General features: G+C 37.2%; 17 protein-coding genes, 3 pseudogenes and 1 riboswitch. Of the genes and pseudogenes, 3 read left to right on the top strand and 17 right to left on the bottom strand.

All coding sequences use genetic code 11. The features are described from left to right. The first annotated feature begins 240 nt into the window (after positions 1–240). Positions 241–663 (top strand): DUF1641 domain-containing protein, encoded by a 423-nt coding sequence (locus DKZ56_RS03725; protein WP_208651373.1) that lies wholly within the window; start codon positions 241–243, stop codon positions 661–663. A gap of 43 nt (positions 664–706) precedes the next feature. After that, a complete protein-coding gene (locus tag DKZ56_RS03720) occupies positions 707–1891 on the top strand; it encodes an NAD(P)/FAD-dependent oxidoreductase (protein WP_208651372.1) in 1185 nt (394 codons plus the stop codon). A gap of 79 nt (positions 1892–1970) precedes the next feature. On the opposite strand, the pseudogene DKZ56_RS15485 reads toward DKZ56_RS03720, so the two are convergent. Both DKZ56_RS15485 and DKZ56_RS03715 read right to left on the bottom strand, forming a co-directional pair. Continuing rightward, positions 1971–2114, bottom strand: a pseudogene (locus DKZ56_RS15485) (group II intron reverse transcriptase/maturase); the annotation flags it as partial. A 649-nt stretch (positions 2115–2763) separates the two neighbouring features. Then, positions 2764–3993: an MFS transporter gene (locus tag DKZ56_RS03715; RefSeq protein WP_208651370.1), complete on the bottom strand. Its 1230-nt coding sequence runs from the start codon at positions 3991–3993 to the stop codon at positions 2764–2766. A gap of 218 nt (positions 3994–4211) precedes the next feature. On the opposite strand from DKZ56_RS03715, the gene DKZ56_RS03710 reads away from it, so the two are divergent. Then, positions 4212–5375, top strand: coding sequence for an MFS transporter (locus DKZ56_RS03710; RefSeq protein WP_208652152.1), 1164 nt, complete (start codon positions 4212–4214; stop codon positions 5373–5375). Between the two features lie 847 nt (positions 5376–6222). Here the strand turns inward: DKZ56_RS03710 and DKZ56_RS03705 are convergent. The 15 genes and pseudogenes from DKZ56_RS03705 to DKZ56_RS03640 form a co-directional block, all read right to left on the bottom strand. Beyond that, positions 6223–7914, bottom strand: coding sequence for a sensor histidine kinase (locus DKZ56_RS03705; protein WP_208651369.1), 1692 nt, complete (start codon positions 7912–7914; stop codon positions 6223–6225). After that, entirely contained in the window at positions 7911–8594 is a 684-nt protein-coding gene (locus tag DKZ56_RS03700) for a response regulator transcription factor (RefSeq protein WP_208651368.1), read from the bottom strand. The genes DKZ56_RS03705 and DKZ56_RS03700 overlap by 4 nt, the downstream gene beginning before the upstream one ends. 130 nt (positions 8595–8724) lie before the next feature. After that, positions 8725–9246, bottom strand: a complete 522-nt coding sequence (gene paiA, locus DKZ56_RS03695; protein ID WP_208651367.1) for a spermidine/spermine N(1)-acetyltransferase — start codon at positions 9244–9246, stop codon at positions 8725–8727. Between the two features lie 19 nt (positions 9247–9265). Continuing rightward, a pseudogene (locus DKZ56_RS03690) lies at positions 9266–9469 on the bottom strand (MarR family transcriptional regulator); the annotation flags it as partial. Between the two features lie 166 nt (positions 9470–9635). Continuing rightward, a complete protein-coding gene (locus DKZ56_RS03685) occupies positions 9636–10613 on the bottom strand; it encodes an NAD(P)H-dependent flavin oxidoreductase (RefSeq protein WP_208651366.1) in 978 nt (325 codons plus the stop codon). Positions 10614–10857: 244 nt separating this feature from the next. Then, a complete protein-coding gene (locus DKZ56_RS03680; RefSeq protein ID WP_222837137.1) occupies positions 10858–10998 on the bottom strand; it encodes a hypothetical protein in 141 nt (46 codons plus the stop codon). 205 nt (positions 10999–11203) lie between these two features. After that, entirely contained in the window at positions 11204–12226 is a 1023-nt protein-coding gene (locus DKZ56_RS03675) for a cytochrome ubiquinol oxidase subunit I (protein WP_208651352.1), read from the bottom strand. Beyond that, positions 12219–13559, bottom strand: a complete 1341-nt coding sequence (locus DKZ56_RS03670) for a c-type cytochrome (protein ID WP_208651351.1) — start codon at positions 13557–13559, stop codon at positions 12219–12221. Before DKZ56_RS03670 ends, DKZ56_RS03675 begins: the two co-directional genes overlap by 8 nt. Positions 13560–13913: 354 nt before the next feature. After that, entirely contained in the window at positions 13914–14822 is a 909-nt protein-coding gene (locus tag DKZ56_RS03665; protein WP_245989591.1) for a peptidylprolyl isomerase, read from the bottom strand. A gap of 119 nt (positions 14823–14941) precedes the next feature. After that, positions 14942–15634, bottom strand: a pseudogene (locus tag DKZ56_RS03660) (ABC transporter transmembrane domain-containing protein); the annotation flags it as partial. Next, positions 15606–15758: a hypothetical protein gene (locus tag DKZ56_RS15480; RefSeq protein WP_245989590.1), complete on the bottom strand. Its 153-nt coding sequence runs from the start codon at positions 15756–15758 to the stop codon at positions 15606–15608. The pseudogene DKZ56_RS03660 and the gene DKZ56_RS15480, both read right to left, overlap by 29 nt. Before the next feature lie 291 nt (positions 15759–16049). Further along, positions 16050–16193 carry a hypothetical protein gene (locus tag DKZ56_RS03655; RefSeq protein ID WP_208651349.1) on the bottom strand — a complete coding sequence of 48 codons (144 nt, stop codon included), beginning with the start codon at positions 16191–16193 and terminating at the stop codon, positions 16050–16052. A gap of 252 nt (positions 16194–16445) precedes the next feature. After that, the gene (locus tag DKZ56_RS03650) at positions 16446–17489 is read right to left on the bottom strand and encodes a ribonucleotide-diphosphate reductase subunit beta (RefSeq protein ID WP_141603256.1); all 1044 of its coding nucleotides are present in this window, start codon (positions 17487–17489) and stop codon (positions 16446–16448) included. Continuing rightward, entirely contained in the window at positions 17470–17922 is a 453-nt protein-coding gene (locus DKZ56_RS03645; RefSeq protein ID WP_181733300.1) for a flavodoxin, read from the bottom strand. The genes DKZ56_RS03650 and DKZ56_RS03645 overlap by 20 nt, the downstream gene beginning before the upstream one ends. After that, positions 17901–20096: a ribonucleoside-diphosphate reductase subunit alpha gene (locus DKZ56_RS03640; RefSeq protein WP_425471048.1), complete on the bottom strand. Its 2196-nt coding sequence runs from the start codon at positions 20094–20096 to the stop codon at positions 17901–17903. Before DKZ56_RS03640 ends, DKZ56_RS03645 begins: the two co-directional genes overlap by 22 nt. A gap of 177 nt (positions 20097–20273) precedes the next feature. Continuing rightward, positions 20274–20471, bottom strand: a riboswitch (cobalamin riboswitch). Positions 20472–20477 lie beyond the last annotated feature (6 nt).

The raw sequence follows: 20477 nt of genomic DNA, 5'->3' as shown, positions 1-20477 counted from the left end.
ATTTTAGAGCAATTCAAAAAGCGGTAATTTCCCCATTTAATAAATAAATGATAAAAAATGGAAAACGCTTTCAATTTGATGGATTTATAATCATATGTTTGACAATAAAAACAGTACTTTGATTTAAAGGATATTTGTATTATATTTAAACTATAGTTAACTTTGTTAAATGTTTCACATAGTTGTTGAGTTTTTTTCTTCCCATGTTGTGGGAACAAAGATAAGTAAAGGAGAATGGGTATGTCAGAAGAATTAGTGAATCAAGTTCAGTCCTCTGTTAGCAAAGAGCAGCAAGATTTGCTGGATCAATTATTAAAACCTGAAGTGCAAGAGTCCTTGACATATTTAGTTGAACAACTCCCAAAACTTGCTGAAGTTGTTGGACTTCTTACAAAAGCATACGATTTAGCACAGCAGGTAGCAACAGATGAGGTATTAAAAAGCGATACAGTGAACGCAATTAAAGAAGTTTCCGAACCTGTAATTAGCACTGTAAAAGGCTTGGCGCAAACTGCTATTGAAGCGAAAGATCGCGCTGAAGAATCTACGGAAGCAATCGGTTTATTCGGCGTATTGAAATTGTTAAAAAATCCTGAAGTACAAAAACTTTTACGCTTTGCAAACGCCTTTTTAGAAGTATCAGCTGAACGCAAAAATCAATAATTGAATGGTTTGTTATTTAATAATGTAAGGACGGAGGAATACTATGTCAAAACACATCGTCATCTTAGGTGCTGGCTATGGTGGTGTCTTAACTGCCTTAACATTGCGGAAATATGCAAATAAAGATGAAGCCAAAATTACAGTTGTAAATAAATATCCCGACCACCAATTAATCACAGAATTGCATCGCCTTGCCGGTGGAACAATTTCTGAAAAAGCAATCTCCTTCCCATTAAAAAAATTATTTAAAGGGAAAGATATTGAAACAGTAATCCAAGAAGTAAAATCATTCAACGTGAAAAATAAAGAAGTATTTTTAGCAAACGGCTCAGTCATCTCTTATGATTACTTAGTTGTGGCCCTTGGCAGCCAAACTGGTTTCTTCGGCATTCCAGGCTTGGAAGAAAATTCAATGGTATTGAAATCTGTGGATGACGCAAAAAGAATTTACAATCATATTGAAAGCAAAATTGCCTCTTATGCAAAAACAAAAGACGAAGCGGATGCAACAATCGTTATCGGCGGCGGCGGTTTAACAGGTGTGGAACTTGTCGGCGAAATCGTGGATAACGCACCAAATATTTGCGCGAAATATGCTGTAGACCCTAAAGAATTAAAAATCAAATTAATTGAAGCTGGTCCGAAAATTTTACCAGTATTGCCTGATGAATTAATTGAACGTGCAACAAAATCTTTAGAAGCTCGTGGTGTTGAATTCTTGACTGGCCTACCTGTAACAGGCGTTGAAGGCAATGTGATTTCATTAAAAGACGGATCAACAATTACAGCTAATACGTTTGTATGGACAGGCGGCGTTGCAGCTCTGCCAATCGTACAAGAATCCGGCCTTGAATGCGACCGCGGCAAAGCCATCATTGATGAATATTTACGTTCTAAATCCCATCCGGATGTATTTGTTGTTGGGGATGCCTCTGTTGCCCTTCCTGAAGGCGGAGGCCGTCCATTATATGCACCAACTGCTCAAAACGCATGGCAAATGGGCGAATGCGCAGGTTATAACCTATATGCAACAATTAGAGGTCAAAAACTAAAAGAATTCAGCCCAGTGAACTCTGGTACCCTTGCAAGCCTTGGACGCAAAGATGGCGTCGCAACAGTCGGCCAAAACAATATCCTTCTAAAAGGCTTGCCTGCTTCTTTAATGAAAGAAGCCAGTCATGTGCGCTATTTATCACATATCAAAGCATTATATGGTTTAGCATATTAATCGAGTAGGAGGGAGCGATTAACTCCCGTCCTCTCACACCACCGTACATACGGTTCCGTATATGGCGGTTCAATTAAGATCATTGACGCAAGTTTTCATAACGAGCTTCAAGACTTTTCAGCCCTTGGTTTCTCCAATAGGAGTTACCAAGGGTTCTGTGTAATATTGGACTATTTGAAATACGCCAATAACTCTTCCGAGTATTTCCCCATTCATACGCTTGCCATTGTGCGAAGTCCTGCTCGTTTACTTTTCACGTAAATGTTACACTCATCCGCATATCGAACGCATCGTTATTCTCCTTCCGTGATTAGCTTGTCTTCTTATGCCAGTGGTCACTCCACCCACCAAGAGGTCTCCCACGGGATTCACCGCTTCCTTCCTCAAGTGAGGTACTGCGTTTTCTGTGTTCATCATGACTCACTGAATGCCAAGGGCTATTCTCTCTTCATTGTTCGGTCCTTCTTAGTTGTTCTAGACCAACTAATACTATGCCTCTGCTGACTTCTGACGGTTCAGCTACTTATCACTAAGTAGGTTATGAAGCGTACTTCACCTATCCGCCAGACCTCCCCGGGTAAGTACATGCACTTTCACACCATCTATCCGCCTCATTTACTCGATATGACCTTCGACAGAAAGAGCTTTGTTTTGTTTTGCAAACTCACTCAATCATCCCTAGCCTTATATGAGGTTCGTGTTCCTCGGACAGGAAGTTTGCCTCCAGCTTCCTTCACATTCCGCGTCACCACGGACACCCTTGCGTTGAGCTAACCTCTACTTCTGTCTTCGGGGTTCGGGACTTACACCCTATCGTTGATGTACATGCCGGGCGCACATAAAAAAAGCGCGGCGAAAATGCCGCGCTTTTTTTATGTTTTCTCCACCGGCTTTCCTGCCTCCACCATCACTTTGCTTGCTAATAATATAAAATTGAGCAAAATCATAGCAATACCTGTGCCAATTAACAGCCACTCTATTTTCACAAAATCGCTGATTGGGCCAAAGATGAGCATTCCCAATGGCATCATGGAGGTGGAAATCATATTAAACACGCCAAAGACCCTTCCTAAATAATCTCCCTCCACTTTTTCCTGCAACAATACTGTAGTCGGCGTATTAAATAAAGGCATCGTTACGCCCGCTGCCGCCATAATCCCGCAATACACCCAGAAATCTGGCACAATTCCTAAAAGCAATGTACATACAGCAAAAAGACAGCCGGATAATGCCATGGTATACATTCGATTCCTAAATCCGCCCCATACAGCGATAACAGCACCTCCAAAAATCATGCCAATGGAAAAGGCCATTTCAATGGCTGAAAGCTTCCATACATCCCCTCCAAATGCTCGGGTAACTTGCAATGGCGTCAGGAAGGACACAGGTGCTGCCAGTACGAAAAAAATCGCAAAAAAAGTAAACAGCATTTTTAAGAAAACATGATTGTGAATATAAGAAACGCCTTCTTTAAAATCTTCCAAATAGCTGGTTTGTTGTTTCTCAGAAGCCTTTTGATGAGGTGGAATTTTCAAAAAGAACAATAATGTAGAAACTGCAATAGCAGCTGTCACTACATCAATAAAAAACATCATTTCCAATGTGATGATAGAAAGCAATGCCGCACTAATTATCGGTGATATCAACATGACAAAGGCTTGAATGCTTCCATTGATACCATTCACTTTTGTTAACTTTTCTTCAGGCACCATTTGCGGCAAGATTGCACTTACTGCCGGCATTTGAATACCTGCCCCAATCGAACGAATGATATAGATTAGAAAGAGCATCCAAAGGGACTTATAACCGCTTAAGAAAACAATGGCTAAAATCAGTGTAGCAAAAGCAATAGCTGAATCTGATAACATGATTAACATTTTCCTGTTATACCGGTCCGCCCATACCCCTCCAAAAGGAGATAATAAAAAGGTAGGAACAAACCCGCAAAGAATCCCGATTGTCATCATAATGCCCGATTGAGTTGTTAGAGTGATGTACCACATGATGGCATATTGGACAATGGAAGAACCGAAAAGCGATATGGTTTGGCTTGCAAGAAAAATGCTAATATTAAGTTTCCAATTGAAATGCTGGTCTGCCATCACAAGTAAAAACCCCTTTGTTTAAATAAAAAATTTTTTCTATATGATGATTGTATAATTTTCTTCAAAACAGCACAAAATCGCGAAATAGCAAAATCCTTCTTTTCATTTCTATGATGAATTGTTTAAAATGGAAAATAACGGATTTTTCTAATTTATGCAGAAGGTGTGACGCTACATTGGTAGAGAAAAATAATCAAGTACCTATTTATCCAATCATGATAGCCATTGCAGCAGGACATTTAATTAATGATACAGTTCAAAATATTGCGCCTGCCATGTTCCCTTATCTTTCGAGGGATTTAGGCTTTACTTTCACACAGCTGGGGCTTATTACCTTTATTCTAAATATGGTTTCATCCACCCTTCAGCCAATTATTGGATTCATCAGTGATAAAAAACCGTTCCCTTATGCATTGCCCATTGGGATGACAAGCGTCTTCATTGGGTTAAGCATGTTCGCTTTTGCCAACCAATATTACATGATTTTAATTGCAGCCATTTTCCTCGGGTTTGGTTCTGCCATTTTCCATCCCGAAGGTTCCCGCGTTTCTTTTATGTCTGCAGGAAATAAACGTGGACTTTCCCAATCCATCTATCAAGTTGGCGGAAATTCTGGACAAGCCATCGCTCCATTAATCGGCGCTTTTATTTTAGATGCTCTAGGACAGCGGGGAGCAGCCGTTCTTCTTTTACTTGTTGCAATCGGCATTATATTGTTGTCATATATCTCTAAGTGGTATGCCCGCCAGTTGCGCTTAGAAAAGTTGGATCAAAACAAAAAAAAGATACTAATCTCTTCTCTCCCGCCATTAACAAAAAAACAAGTGGGGATTGCCCTGCTATTGCTGTTTACCATCATCTTTGCCCGTTCATTTTATACGACAAACATTCAAAATTACTATGTATTCTATTTAATTGACCATTATGACTTAACAACCCGCATCGGCCAAATTTTCATTTTTATTTTTATGGCATTTGGCGTTATTGGAACATTTTTTGGAGGTTCATTATCTGACCGCATCGGGCGCAAAAACGTAATTCTTCTTTCGGTTGTAGTGCCGATTCCTTTATGCCTATTGCTGCCATACTTGCCCCTTTGGCTTGTACCCGTGTTTCTTATCATGATCGGAACACTAATTATGATTAGCTTCTCCGTTACAGTCGTTTATGCGCAAGAATTGGTCCCTTCGAAAATTGGAACTATGGCAGGACTGACAACAGGATTTGCCTTTGGGATGGGCGCAATTGGTTCGGTAGCGATTGGCTGGCTTCTTGATACCATTGGAATCGATTTAACGATGAAAATCATATCCCTTTTGCCAAGTATTCTTTTAGTAGCCTTTTTCTTGCCTAAAGATCGGGTAAATAAAGAAACCTAAATAGAGGTTGGGACAAATCTAAAAAAGAGGCTGGGACAAAACCCCCTCTAAAATGGAAACAGCCCATGAAATTTTGGAATGAAATTTCATGGGCTGTTTTTCATTTTTTCAATAAAAAATAAGGACCTCTTCTGTTAAAATTAAGTTAGCACACAAAACCTAACAGAAAGAAGGGTCCTTATGTTCAAATATTATAACATGAATCAATTAGTTTTGCCTCTAGATTTAGAAATAAAATTACAAGAAAATGATATTGCCTTCATTCCCAAACCAATTTCAAAAATAAGGAAACAGAGCGAATGGAAAAACTCATTGTTTTCTCCATTCGCTCTGTTTTTATGGACTTTTTAGACAAGCCCATTCCCTATTCATTTAAAATTTTTATACCATTATAGTAAATTTAAGTATAAAAAAGGTGTAGGAATAGAATTGGGCTCAAATCATTTTATTAATATTTTGGCTTATACCTATATTATTAATTGCTTTAGTGTTTAGAGGAATCCGAATCATTCGCATCAATAGTGAAATTCAAGTCAAACAAAATAAAGAAATCATCGCTTTACTCAAACAAATTGCAGAGCAGAATAAAGAACGCAAGCAACAATCATTATTGAAAGGCTTATCCGATATTCAATCTTCATTGACTGTTCGGATAGCCTTTCCATTATTATGCCATTTGGTTCCATTTTATCTCCTAGCAGCCTTCAAAAAGTTTTTCCATCTTTCTGTAAGAAATATCCAATGATTATTAAGAATTCCCCTTCCCGAATATGAGATTTAAATTATTATTTAAAAAGCTTCTGGAGCATCGGCATTTTCAACGGATTATTTGCAAAAAGCAACAAACTTACTGAAACTTAAACCAAAAGACAACACCATCATCAAGATTTTTTGCTCCGTAAGAAAAATGATGCAATTCTAAAATGGAGCGGGCAATGGCTAGTCCTAACCCTGTCCCTTTTGTTTTTCCGCGGGACGCTTCCCCCTTCTTAAAAGGAAGCCAAACATCCTCTATTTGATCTTCCGGTATTCGGCTTCCACTGTTATACACTTCAAGCAGATGGTCATGAATGCTGATTCGTATGTTGCCATCTTCAGGGGTATTCTCAATGGCATTAATCACAAAATTATCCATTACCCTTGCCAATAAAGAAGCGTCCGCTTTTACAACGGCCTCCCCTTCCAGCTGCAAATTAATTCCTTTTTCATCGCAAATCGGTTTATACCGTTGAAGCACTTCTTGGCATAAGCCGCGAAGGGATACTTCCTCCACATTCATTTGAAAAGTATCCGATTCTACCTTCGATAATTCCAGCATTTCTCTTATGATATTATCCATTCTTCCTACATTTTCCTGAATTTGAGCAATATAATGTTCCCTTTTTTCCGCCAGCACATTTTCCTGTAAGTTTTGAGCATAACCAGAAATGATACTTAAAGGCGTTTTTAAGTCGTGAGCCAAAGCATTGACCATTTCCCTGCGCTGTTTTTCAAGTATTTTTCGTTTTTGAATCGTTTTATATGTTTGACTAGAAAGAATGAACGCAAAGATTATGATGATGAAACCGGTAGCCCAGATAAACTTTAATGTCGGCACAGTTTGTTCCCATAAGTTCACATTGCGGCCTACGACAGTCCAAAAAGGGCTGTAGCTACCATCTTCTAGGGTCCTTTGATAAGGCTCAATCCAATAAAAGCGATAATTGAAAAGGTTGACTTTTTCCGAGTATACTTCTGATTTCTCCAGTTTCATGAATAATGGGGGAATCAATTGATTTAAATTGGCTGGATTTATGACTGCTTTCCGCAATGCATTCTGTTCCTCGTTATTCGGATTACCTAAATTATTTGGAATGATCTCTGCAGTTTGGTCATAATAGGGTAAACCTTTTTTATTTTCATAATTCGTTTCATACACAATTACGTCGCCAGGAACACCACTACTTCTACTTAACTCTCCATTTTTGTTAAACTCATCTGCATACATTCTATGTACGTAGATTGTTTTAGGAATCATCATTTCATTATCCAACCAAAAACCCTCTACATAAACCGCATATCCTGATAAGTCCCCAACTTTTTCAGCCTTTGGTGCAGCATATAAATAATCTTCAATCTCTTGACTTTCTTCATCACTAAACCAGTCTTCAGGATTAATATAAGCGTAATCGGTGTAATAATTATTTCCAACCACTTGTGAAGTATAGCTGGCAGTCCAATAAGGGTTGGTATTATATACTAGTTCGTAATCTCCCGTAAAAAAAGCCAATTCTGTATCTGGTTCCAAATATAATGTATTAACCAATTCTTTTCTTACTTTGGTTATATCTATAATTTGATTGTTACTAACATAGTCTTTAATGATTCTTTCTATACTGGTGCTTAAATATAAACCGTCCGTTTGAAGGTCCATCATGGCGATTTTCTTTTGCTTGGATAAAAAAAATGTGCTAAACGCCAACATTAATATTAGATAGATAGCTAGTAACAAACTAAAGATACGTAAATAGATTTTTCTCTTTGGATGATCCCTTTTCATTCATTCACCTCAAGCTTGTATCCTTTTTTGAATACGGTTTTGATTTGGGATGAAGCACTGCCTAAAGCTTTTCGTAATTTTTTTACATGGTTGTCCACTACCCGTTCATTGCCTTCAAAATCATATCCCCAAATCCGGACAAGCAACGTCTCCCTGCTAACGACTTTACCAGGATGGTCCATCAAAATTTTTAAAATGGCAAATTCTTTTGGTGCAAGCATTACCTCTTCATCATTGACAAACACCGTATATCGGTAAGGATCTAATGTAATGCTTCCCGCCTTCATAATTTCATGCCGCACCATTCCCTTTGCTCGCTTCAATAAAGCATTGGTTTTGGCATACAGTTCAGCCAACGAAAAGGGCTTTGTGACATAGTCGTCGCATCCTAGCTGGTAGCCGAATAAACGGTCATTCTCCGCTTCCCTTGCCGTTAGAAAGATAATGGGAACATCGCTCGACTTTCGAAGTTCCCGGCAAAGGGTAAATCCATCCAACTCCGGCAGCATCACATCAAGAAGCACCAAATCATAATCGTCGCTATACAATTTTTGTAAACCTTCCTCTCCATCTTTCGCTGCATTTACGATAAACGTCCCGTTGCTTTTTTCGGTGAAATAATCTGTTATAATTTCTCGTATTTCCTCGTCATCTTCTACTAAAAGCAGATTGAAAGCCATCTCCATCCCTCCAATACCAAGGTAACATACAAATTTATCCTTTTTGTATCCTTCTGAAAATAAAAAACCCCCGCATTTGGAAAACAGCCAAAATACGAGGGTTCTCCCAAAACTATTTCTTTGCTCCGCATCAACCTTCCAATGTTTTAACCATAATGTAATCCGTTTGCTCCTCATCGCCCAAATAAAAGACATGGGAGCCAGTTTTAACAAATCCCATTTTCTCATAGAAACCAATGGCATTTTCATTCTTTTCCCAAACCCCAAGCCAAATTTTTTTCTTATTTAATGCCTTTGCAATTTCAACAGCTTTATTAAACAAACATTTGCCGAGTCCATATTTTTGAAAGGTTTGTCGAATATAAATGCGTTCAATTTCCAGGTATTCTTTGCCCATCTTTTCCGTTTGTGCATCATCAACATTGACCTTCAAATACCCCACCACTTCCTTATCAACGATTACAAAATAAAATTGTGAGTGCTTATTGGCTAGTTCCTTTTCAAGCTGTTCCAAATTGAAAGCTTTTTCCAAATAGGCTTTCATATTTTCAGGGGAGTTTTGGTCTTTAAAAGATTCATAAAAGGTTTCCCTGCCGACCTTTTGCAATGTTTTGATATCTTCAAGGGTGCATCTTTTTATTTCAATGGCCATACAAAATCTCTCCTTGCCGCTAATAATTTCGTTTATTCCCTTTTTTGACGTATTCCCAATCTTTTTCTACATTTTTTCTTACTCGCTGCAAAAGATGGAATAATGATTCCACTTCTGTTTCAGAAAGTCCTTTTAAAGCCACGGCATTGGAATAGTCGTGTTCTCTTTTAAGCAATGGATAAATGTTTTTTCCCTTTTCAGTTGGGTATAATTTTTTAATTCGCACCAAATTAAGTTGTAAACGCACTAATGGAAACTTCATCCGCACGAAATAAGGTTGTAAACGCACTAAAAGAAGCAGCTTCCGCACCAAATATAAATGCAAACAAAAAACTTCCTATGTTAAACAGATGCGAGAATCTGTCTACCATTAGGAAGTGCTGCATATTTTATTGATTCGCATATACGGCTCTCTTTTGAATTAACTCCTCATAGGCTTGATGATATTCTTCGTATAATCGATCCACCAGCTGCTCTGTAGAAGTAATTTCTTTGATAACCCCAATTCCTTGGCCGCTTCCCCAAATGTCTTTCCAGGCTTTTTTGCCGGCTTCTTTAAAGTTCATGGCTGAAGGGTCGCTTTCTTTCAAATTATTCGGGTCCAAGCCGGCGTTAATGATGGAGCCTTTCAAATAGTTCCCATGTACGCCTGTAAAAAGATTGCTGTAAACAATATCTTCTGCAGAACTATCCACAATCATTTGCTTGTATTCCTCCGCCGCCCGGGCTTCATGGGTTGCAATGAATGGAGAACCAATATATGCAAAGTCGGCTCCGATTGTTTGTGCAGCTAAAATAGAGTGTCCGCGTGCAATCGCTCCCGATAAAGCTAATGGACCATCAAACCATTCCCGAATTTCTTGTACAAGAGCAAACGGGCTTTGGGTTCCAGCATGTCCACCAGCTCCTGCCGCCACTGCCACCAGTCCATCTGCCCCTTTTTGAATGGCTTTTTTGGCAAAGGTATTATTAATGACATCATGGAATACAAAACCGCCATAACTATGGGCAGCCTCATATACCTCTTCCCGTGCACCAAGGGACGTAATAATAATAGGAACTTTATACTTAACGCAAAGTTCCATATCCTTTTCTAAACGGTCATTCGTTTTATGAACGATTTGATTAATGGCAAAAGGTGCAGCAGGCTTATCCGGATTTTTGGCATTGTAGCTGGCGAGTTCTTCCGTAATTTCCGCAAGCCATTCATCCAATTGACTAGATGGTCTTGCATTCAATGCCGGCATAGAACCCACAATTCCTGCTTTACACTGGGCAATCACTAGCTTTGGTGTACTAATAATAAACATCGGTGCCCCAATCACGGGAAGACGCAAATTTTGCAACACTTTAGGAACATTTCCCATCCAAACCCCTCCTTGTTTTATGACAATTAAAAAGATTATACGAGAATTGATGCTACAAAAATAAGAATATATTAATATTTATAATCTTATTTGGTAAATTATGCAATTATTTTTTATAAATTCGAATATTTTATAAATTCAAATACTTCCTTTCATCGATATTCTTACAAATCGAGTAGGAGGGAGCGGTTAACTCCCGTCCTCTCACACCACCGTACGTACGGTTCCGTATACGGCGGTTCAATTAAGATAATTGACGCAAGTTTTTATAACTTCCGTGAATAGCTGTTCTCTTTATGCCAGTGGTCACTCCACCCTCCAAGAGGTCCCCCACGGGATTCACCGCTTCCTTCCTCAAGTGAGGTACTGCGTTTTCTGTGTTCATCATGACCCACTGAATGCCAAGGGCTATTCTCTCTTAATTGTTCGGTCCTTCTTAGTAGTTCTAAACCAACTAATACGATGACCTCTGCTGACTTCTGTCTTCGGGGTTCGGGACTTACACCCTATCGTTCATGTACATGCCGGGCGCACATAAAAGGCAGTTTAGTAAGCTTCTGCTTCATCTAAACTGCCGCTTGCAATTCATATTATTTTTCCATCGATTGCTCTGTTCTTGGGAATTCATCAAAATAAGGGGATAAATAAGTTTCTCTTACTTCATGACGGATCCATCCCATAATGCCCACAATTAACACGAACACAGCCGCCGATAAAACAAAGGATTTGAAAGAATCTTTATATCCCGCAAGGAATAAAAAGACGCATAAAATAATGGTTAAAACGATTGAAAGCATTAATAAAGTAGTTAATAACAAATCTTCACCCATGAACAACATTCTGACTTCCGGTTTAAAGGCGAATAACAGGATGAATCCTGCAATTAATTGCACTACTGTAATCCATAAGCTCACTTTGGCACCAAATAATTTCAGGCTTTGTTCATAATCTTCCAAACCGCCTTTTTTTCGGCTTTTGTATGCGTAAAACAGGAATACATAAAAGCCGCCTGTAGCAAGACTGGCAAGGATGAAATGCAAATATCTTTGCCAAATTTGCGGATAATACAATAAGCTAGGGAAAAATCCTTGAACCTCGCCCCACTTGTCTGGATACAGCATCGAAGTAATATTCACGATGAAAATAAGCGGGATATATAACAATATCAACATTGCTGCAAATCCTACAAGAATATGCAGCGCTTTTTTATTTTGCCACTTATCCCATGTGAATTTATAAAGATATAACAAAAGAAATGCAATGATTAATAAAGGAATGACACTGATCCATATTTTCCCGATTAAAATGGTGCTGGAATAAAAATATTGAGTATAAATCACGCTGATAATGAGCAGTGGAGCTACCCCCATTACAACAGCGATGCTTTTATGAATGGATGCGTGGAAAGAACAACTTTTTGCCATCTTATCCAAGAAAGCACTTTTTTTAATTTTCCCGGCAATCTCTAATCCCACTGCTCCCGTTACAAGTGAAACCGTAAAATTTACAAATAGAATATGAATGATAAAGGTTAAGATGATTAATAATTCCATTAAACCCAGAGGTGCCGGAATTGGTAACGCATTATCAGGAGAAATCGGCAAATTATTCATTTTGACTTACCTCCTTTTCATTATTTACGCGGTCAATTTCTGATTTCAAATAGGCTGCTAAGGCATCCAATTCTTCTTCAGTTCCCATGAAAGGAGGCATGGCAACCCGCACCGTATGCATGGTTGGTATATAGCTTTTCAATGCTTCTTCATCCCATCCGGCTAAACGCTTTCCTAACGCCCTTTTTGTTCTCCAACCATCGATGGTATGGCAAGCAATACATTGGCCTACAAAAACTTCTCTTCCGGCCTCCACTTTGTTTTCTTCCGTAATTTCCTTTTCTTTTGCCCAAGTCGCATTGGCTAAAAAGCCCTCTTCATTCATTTTTTCCCGATCTTGGGCGAGAAGTCCGTTTGCGTACATGTAATCATAAATGATGAAAGGTTTTCGAATGTATTCCCTTACCACCTCAAATTCTCCGATAAATCCGATGGACGCACCAAACACTGCTATAGAAAGGATAATGGGCACTTTTTTCGGGCTTCGGATAAGCCAAACAGAAAAAACCAGTAAAATCAATAATGCAAGACCATTGATGATTTTAAATGTACTTTCGGTCATTCCTGTTGCCAAAACAATCATATTGTAGGCTTGATCTGGAATGGACCATAAATACCAAAGCCCTAAAACGAAGGTCATTGGCAAAGAAATCGCACCCCAAAAACCGAATACTTTAAAGGATTCTTCCCTCAGTGAAAGGTCTTTTACGAATAGACGTATGAATAATGAAACAAGTACAATCGCCAATAAGATAGCTAAGAACATTCGGAATCCTAAAGAAGGCAAATACGTTGGGTTAAAGAAGGCATTCCAGAATGAGAATGTCTCAATCCATTTCCCGGGTGTCAATTTTGCTGCCAACACGCCTGTGATAATGGCCATTGTCAGCCATGAAGCAATACTTAAGCCAACTCCTATATATATATGTTTTCTTTTCTTCTCAGGATCTTGCCAACGGTCCCATGTGTAATAGTAAATGATTAATAGAATGACTTCGGTGATAAAGCAAACCCATTCTGTTACCCAAGCCCAGAAAAAGATTCGCAATAAAGAACCAATCGAATCCGGCTGAATGACCGTTGTCGAAAACCAGATTCCCACACCGGTCATCGCTCCTACTGTTGTAGTGATGATTAAAATCCATTTCGCAATGTTTTTGGCCAACCCATCTAGTTTTTGATTGTTCGTCTTAAACGCTCGATGTTCCAAAGATACGGTCAAAACGGATGTTCCAATGGCTACACCATGGCTGATAATGACGTGGACAATGGCGATAATCGCAATGACCGTCCCGTTTCCGAGCCATGAATAATCCACTGATGGAAAATTCATTACTATTCCCCCTTCTCATTTTTTCACCATCATCTTATAAGACAGTTGTGAAAAAACATTAAAGTAACTGTAAAACATTTGGGAAGTGGGGGATATTTTACAAATCCTTTTCATCTCTGCCATAAATTATTCCAAAATAAGACGGCCGTTTTTTAATGGCAAAAAAAGGGCGGCTTCTGAAAAGTCATTTCAAGACGCCCCCTTTGCGGCTTTAGCTAGAGTTTTTGCCGCAGATAAATTGCGACGAGGAGGCGCGTTTTGTGACCACTGCAGGAGCAAAGTTTTTAAGAGAATATTATTATAAGAAGTAAGGCTGTTCAGAAAGTCGAACACTTTCTGAACAGCCCCCTTTAATTATTTATCCTTTTTATCTTTATTATCGCCTGATAATTTGTTTTCAATTTTATATTCATCCATTTTTTCGGATAGCCATTTTGTATATTGTTCGTTTACTTTTTGTTCTAATAAATCTTGATATACTTTGTCTTTCACATCTTCAAATTTGGCTTCTTTTACTTCTTTTTTGTCTGTCACTTTTATGATATGGTAACCAAAATCAGTTTTGACTGGCTCTCTGGAAATGGAACCTACTTTCATGGAGAATGCAGCATTTTCAAAGGCTTCAACCATTTCGCCTCTGCCAAAGTAGCCTAAGTAGCCACCTTTGTCTTTTGTACCTGTATCAGTGGAATATTCTTTTGCAAGTTTAGCAAAATCTTCTCCATCATTTAATTTTTTAATGACTTCTTTAGCTGTTTTTTCATCGTCCACTAGAATATGGCTTGCTTCAACTTGTTCTGCTTGATTATAGGAATCCTTATTTTCTTCAAAGTAGGATTTCAATTCGTCGTCTTTAATGTCAACATAGTCTTCCATTACTTTTTTTGTTAGTAAATAATTTTTAATATCTTTCTTTACATCCTCTACATCCATATTATAAGAAGAAAGCAATTGTTTGAAACTTTCTTCCCCTCCGTATTGGTCCACATAGTCTTTATACTCCGCTTCAATTTCGTCTTTCGTTACGGAAACTTTTTGTTTTTTCGCTTCTAACTCCACAATTTTATTGGCAATTAAATTATTTAATACTTCTTGTCCATATTGTTCCGTGAGAGCTTCGTTTAATTCCGCTTTTGTGATTTTTTCTCCATTCACCGTTGCTACTGATTCATCATCTCCGTTTGAACATCCTACTAGCATGGCACTTAAAGCTAACGGAATAGTAATCATCTTCATCATTTTTGGCATATTCATTTTGTTCATTTAAATCCTCCGCTCAATATTTTATCGTTTCACTTGCAGAAACAATGCAAAAACCGTTTTATGTCAAGTGTACGTCAAAAACTCGCTTACTAATTATACCATATTTTAGTTTGAAACAGTTACGATACTTGTTCAAACTGGCTTTTATACAATTCTTCGTAGAATCTATTTTTATCAAGAAGTTCTTGATGGGTTCCTTTCTCCACAATTTCTCCATCTTTCATGACTAAAATTAAATCCGCATTTTTAATAGTTGAAAGACGATGGGCAATAATAAAGGACGTTTTTCCTGTTTCCAATTGTTCCATAGCGCGCTGAATTTGTAGTTCTGTCCGTGTATCCACAGAACTCGTTGCTTCATCTAAAATCAATAACGGCGCATTTTTTATCATTACACGGGCAATCGTTAATCATTGTTTTTGTCCATTGGCGGTATCCAAATTGCACATTTTTAAATTCTATCTCCCCTTTAACATGCTCCACTTTTGCAAGTTTCGGATGTTCCGCATCCAATTCTTTTTCTTCCAAAAATTCAAATACCCGCTCACTGGCCGCTTGCGCCGATTGTAAATTTGTTCCCACTTGAGCAAATTGGGTTTCTGAGTAAATAGACGAATATAAATTATAAACGCCACAATCGTTTCAATGGTGATGGCATCAGTTGTAACAAGGTAAGCACCAACAATACACACAGCTACATAGCCAAAATTTCCGATAAACTGCATAATCGGCATCATCAAGCTGGATAAAAATTGCGACTTCCAGGCATTCTCATATAATCGGTCATTGATTGCATGGAATTTTGCTTTCGCAGGCGCTGCTGACACAGTCCACGTATTCGCGAATAGTTCCGTCCACAATCATTTGATGAGCAACATCCAATTGATTATATAAATCATCAAATTCTCTGTCATCTAAAATTTCGATTTCATGCATGCTTTTCTCTATCATTTCATTTTGACTAATATCGATAGATTTTGAATCATACGGGGATATCTGCTATGTGGGCGTGTATAAAGAGAAAACCATAATGGAGACAAGGAAGGCAGAATTCACGGATGCTTTGCTGATAGGGGATGGTTCTTCCTGAATACTGAAAATCTCAAGTGAAGGGATAGGTGAAGGCCTATGGATATTCTTCATTTTCAATCGAACCTTTTTCTTTAAATTAGAGACCTTCACCAAATATGTGTATTTTCTACTTGTCAATAACAATATCCATTCAATTTAATTCGCTGTGATATCAAATTGATTTTGACTTTCTAATATTGAATTTTCATATGCAATTAGTGTTACATTTAATTTTTCCTCTAGTCGTTTTATTTCCTTGAGTTGTTCTTCATTTAATTCTGCATATTTACTTTCTCCCAAAAATAATCCCTACCTTTTAACAATTTTTAAAATCCTGATTTAATTATGGAAATTTACTATTGGATTTATACATAAAATTTCAATCTAGAAATCAGAGCACCAAAGTTTATTTCAACAACTCTAACATTTTTGAACATACTAGTATAAAAAATGATAGGCATATATACTCAAACTTATCTCAACAAAAAAAGAAGGGCTGCTAAAAATATTAGTACACCCTTCAGAGATTTGGATTTTTAATATTAATAATTTTTAGAGTTCATCAAAACCATTCAAATCACTAATCTTCGTATATTGACGATTTCTTTGTTCAAAGAAATCCGTTTTTGTTTCATCAAAATTATCTACATATGCACGAATCCATTTCATTGGATTATTAATATGCATTGCGTATATTTCACTTAATCCTATCATTCGTAACATTTTATTCGCTCTATATTTAATAAAACCTTCCATTTCATCTAAATCAATGCCTTCTACACCATTTAACACATAGTGAGACCATTCCACTTCCAATTCTACAGAATTTCTAAATTGTTCATAAACCCAATCAGTAAAATGTTTTGTATTTAGCTCAGGATTTTCTCCCAATGTTGCCCGAACTAATTCACAAATAAAACGACCGTGTTCTAATTCATCTCGGTTAATGTAACTAATCATTGTAGATGTTCCAACCATTTTGTTTTGGCGCGCTAAATTATAGAAGAAAGCAAAACCTGAATAGAAGAATAATCCTTCAAGTATTGTGGAATATACTAATGTTTTTAATATATTTTCTAAAGATGGCTTCTCGACAAATTGATTATATATCTCCATTATATTTTGATTACGTTTAAGTAAAATCGGATCACTTCTACCAATTTCAAAAGCTTCATTTTGTTTATCTAACGATACTACGGAAGATAATATATAAGAATAGCTTTCATTATGCACTGCTTCTTGTTGTGCAATGACAGCTAAAATAGATTGTACTGATGGATCTGTGGCATATAAGGATGTGAGTAGAATGGTCCTTGTTTGCGATGAATCTAATGTCGCTAAAAGGCTAATTACTTTTAAAAACGTATCTTGTTCCTCCGTTGATAACATTGGAAATTCCTTCACATCATTCGACATATTCACTTCATCAGACTTCCAGAAATTACTTAACAAGCGTTTATATGTTTTATACCAATGCGGATACTTAATATTATTCCAATTTAAAATACCACTCGATTTTCCTCCAAACAGTGCAGTTGCTCGATTTGGATTCATTGGATCTAATGTTTTTACCTTTTCAAGCAAGTTTGGTGACATCTTTAACAATCCCTTCTATCCATTTTTTTACGATTTTTTCTTGACTTCCTCTAGGAGATTGTTCAATTTTTAAAGGTTCCCAACGACTATTGTAGAATCTTGCTAATTTCACAGCCGCTAAGCAAAATAATTCATCGCCCCCAAACTGAGTATCACCAGTACCAAATACTGCAATATTTTTTGGTTTATAGCCTATTTCCCATACAAAATCCTTAACTTCAATAGGTAATGCACCCTTTGCCCAAGTAAAAGTACCAATAAATATTAAATCGTACATTTTAAGATTGATTGGCAAATTGACTCCGATTCGATGCATATCCACTTGAAATTTCTTTTCTTTTAATACTTCCTCAATAATTTCTGCAACTTCTTTTGTATTTCCACTATAAGATAAATAAGCTATTAAAGCCTTCAACTTTGACACCACACACATTCTTCTACTTCATTCGATGTAGAGCGAACATAATAGGTTGTTTTTAAACCTGATTTCCATGCTTGAAAATGCAGATCTAAAAGCACTGATGCCTTTATCGTGTTTGGAACATAAATATTAAATGAAATGCTTTGATCGATATGTTTTTGACGAGCAGCATTTTGTTTGATTGACCATCTTTGGTCCACAATATAAGCTGAACGGCGATAAATATTATACGTTTTATGATTTAAATCAGGTGCAGTTGTCGGAATTCGGTAATCCTTTTTCTCCTCAATATAAAAAGGTTTAAAGATAGGATCAATACTAGCGGTGGAACCTGCAATAATCGAAGTTGTCGCATTAGGTGCAATGGCCATTAAATATCCATTTCGAATTCCATATTTTTTAACATCTTTTTGAAGTTGCATCCATCGTTCGTCTGTATAACCTTTATAAATAAAATACTCACCAGAACTCCATTTACTTCCTTCAAATAATGGATAACTGCCCTTTTCTTTGCTTAACTCCATACTGCTTCGAATCGTGTAATAAGCTATTTTTTCATAAAGTTCATCTGCATATTGTACTGCTTCTTCTGATTCCCATTCAATATTCTTCAAAGCTAATAGATGATGCCAACCAAATGTTCCAAGTCCAATGGCCCGGTATTTTTTATTCGTGATTTCTGGTTGTTTAATTGGCAGCGTATTAATATCAATTACATTATCTAACATGCGAACTTGAATTTTAATCAAACGTTCTAAAACATTATCAGGTACAGCACGGCCTAAATTGATAGAACTCAAATTGCAAACAACAAAATCACCAGCTTTATATTTTTTTACAATTATATTTTCGTTTTCGATATATTCTTCAATAAATTCTGTTGGAGATTGATTTTGCGCAATTTCCGTACATAAATTTGAACAGTAGATCATACCTTGATGGGAATTGGCATTTTGGCGGTTGACTTCATCACGATAAAACATAAACGGTGCGCCAGTTTCTAATTGGGATCTCATGATTCGCTTCATAATATCTATTGCTGGAATTCTTTTTTTGGAAGAAAGATTGGCTTGAATACATTCTTGATACTTTTTACGCCACTGTCCATCGCCCTTCTTTTCATCATAGAAGTCTTCTAGCGAGTAACCCATCACTTGTTTCACTTCATATGGATCAAATAAATACCAATCTCCCCGTTTTTCTACCTGTTCCATAAAATAATCGGGTATACATACTCCTGTATATATGTCATACGCACGCAACCGTTCATCACCATTATTGAGTTTCAAATCAAGGAAATCTTCTATATCACGATGCCATACATCTAAATACACACTAATAACGCCTTTTCTTGTACCAAGCTGATCAACACTGACTGCTGTATTATTTAATTGCTTAATCCATGGTATAACACCACTTGACATGCCCTTGTATCCTTTGATGGAACTACCTCTTGCACGAATTTTCCCCATATAAACACCGATACCGCCTCCATTTTTAGAAAGCTGGGCAACATCGCTATTACTATCATAGATTCCTTGTAAGCTATCATTTACAGTATCAATAAAGCAGCTAGATAACTGCCCATGTGTTTTTCCGGAATTTGCAAGTGTTGGGGTCGCAACAGTCATATACAGATTGCTTAAAGCCCAATACGCTTCTTTTACATACTCATTTCTCATGGATTTATCTTCGTCTTGCATAAGGTACATCGCAATAATCATCCAGCGTTCTTGTGGCAATTCATAAACATTTTTCTCATAATCCTTTGCTAAATAACGGGTTGCCAAAGATAGAATAGCTGGATATGTAAATAACAAATCCTGTTTAGGTTCAATAACTGATTCAAAATACTCAATGTCTTGTTTTGTATATTTCATTAATAACTTTTCGGAATAGATTCCTTTTTCGGTCAATATCCGAATCAAATCATAAAACGATCCATAAGTACGATTATGATTAAATTCATATCCTCTGTTTCTTGCTGCTTTATAATAAAGATTTTGTAAAAAAATTCTTGCTGCAATATAGGTCCATTCTGTATTTGCTTCATCAATATTTTCAAGAGCATACTTAATTAAAATATCTGCATCTCTCTCATCGAATGGATTGGTTACTCCTGCTTTTCGAATCTTCTCTTTGTATTGGTCTGATGCCAACTTGAAATCATTAAAAATACGATCGATGAATTCAGAAAGTGTTTCCTGTTCAATACTTTGATTTCTTGTCACCTTAATTCCTCCCTAAAAATAAAAAATCCGTCATTCTCGGGGAATAGACGGAAAAAGGAAGAATACGACAGAAATAAAACATATGTAAAATATATCTTTTCCTATCGTTTCTCCTTCTCACACCCCGAAGAATAGAAACTACAAAGTATGGCAGGTCTCCTGGCTCGTGTATCCTCCTACTATAGCCCTTCCCGTATCGTCACCTTTCAGTAAATCGATACAGTGGTTTGCTAATTCGTCCACACTTACAGTTGCGGGGGCAGCTCCAGATTCTCACTGGATTCCCTATTAAGGTATTAAAAATTACCACCATAACTTTATACTCAACATTTTGTG

Source organism: Ureibacillus thermophilus, from assembly GCF_004331915.1.
Classification (GTDB): Bacteria; Bacillota; Bacilli; order Bacillales_A; family Planococcaceae; genus Ureibacillus; species Ureibacillus thermophilus.
The sequence above is the reverse complement of the archived record's forward strand: the minus strand, read 5'-3'. Positions and strand labels throughout refer to the sequence as shown.